The following is a 1,235-nucleotide window of genomic DNA, read 5'->3' on the forward strand; positions in this document are numbered from 1 at the left end:
TCACCGCCTGGATGGATCACCACCAGATTGCTCCCGACCAGCGCAAGGACAAGCTGTCCGGGTGCTTCTTCATCCCTATCGTCGAAAACCTGCTGATCGACCGTCCGGCGGACCTCGAACGACTGATCAAAGGAATCAGCGATATCTGCCCAGACGTCTCCTTGATTATCTTCGATCCGCTGGTTTCATTCATGAGCGGCGACGAGAACAATGCCCACGACACCCAAGATTTGGTCCACGCCATGCGCAAACTGGCCGAGTCCTTCGAATCCAACGACTGCTCGGTCATGGTGGTCCATCATTCCGGCAAGGAAGCCTCCCGCCAGGAACGCGGCAGTTCCGCTCTGCGGGGCGGCGTCGAGACATTGCTGGAACTCAGCGGCCATAAAATGTTGCGCGTGATCAAGCAGCGCGACGCTGCCAAGCACGAAGATATCCAGATCCGCTTCACGACGGCGGTTCAAAGCGGCGAAGACGGCGAGACACAAGAGCTGGGCCAAGTGGTGATCCAACCGGAGAATACCCCGGCACCCGAGACGGCCGATCCCTTGACCTTGCCGCCGTCAAGTCTGGCGCCTCGAATCCGCAGGACGCGGAAAAACAAGGAAACCATGCTCAGGATTCTGGCCGATACCGCTTACACGGCGCCCGACACCGTTTTCGTCGTCAGCGAGTTTTTCACCCAGCTGCGAAAGCTGTCCCGGGCCGAATTTTCGTGCAAGAAATCGTCCTACTACACGCTCCTGCGCGTACTGGCCAACGGCGATGACCGTGACGCCCCCGTCATCGTTCGCCCGAGCAAAAGTCGGGTCTTCACCCTCATTCCGGATGCCTTGAAGAAATATGCGCCGGACTTGAGGGCGGAACCGAGCGATACTGAGGATCAGATTCCGGATGAGCCGGCTCGCGAGGCCGACGCCACGGAGGACGATAAATAGCCGTCGCGGAGATTTGACCATGCCGGTTTCCCCTCGCGTGATCCTATACGGCCGGTTTTCCGACGAGCGCCAGAACCCGTCGAGCGCCCGGGATCAGATTGCGGCCTGTGAAGCCCGAGCCGGTCTGGAAGGCTGGCATGTGGTGGACAGGTTTTCCGACGAGGCGATTTCGGGTGCGGTAAAGCTGCGGCCCGGTTATCAGGCGTTGCGGCAAGCCGTGGTCGATGGCAAGGCGGATATCGTCATGGCGGAAGCACTCGACCGCCTGAGCCGCGACCAGGAAGAAACCGCCAATCT

The 1,235-nt window shown here is 60.0% G+C and carries 2 protein-coding genes; both read left to right on the forward strand.

The window, feature by feature from the left end:
- A partial coding sequence (locus tag A6A05_RS03555; RefSeq protein WP_156520879.1) for an AAA family ATPase occupies nt 1-938 on the forward strand: 938 nt, incomplete at its 5' end.
- A gap of 19 nt (nt 939-957) precedes the next feature.
- A partial coding sequence (locus tag A6A05_RS03560; RefSeq protein WP_172822175.1) for a recombinase family protein occupies nt 958-1,235 on the forward strand: 278 nt, incomplete at its 3' end.

The organism is Magnetospirillum moscoviense, assembly GCF_001650635.1.
In the GTDB taxonomy this organism is placed as follows: domain Bacteria; phylum Pseudomonadota; class Alphaproteobacteria; order Rhodospirillales; family Magnetospirillaceae; genus Magnetospirillum; species Magnetospirillum moscoviense.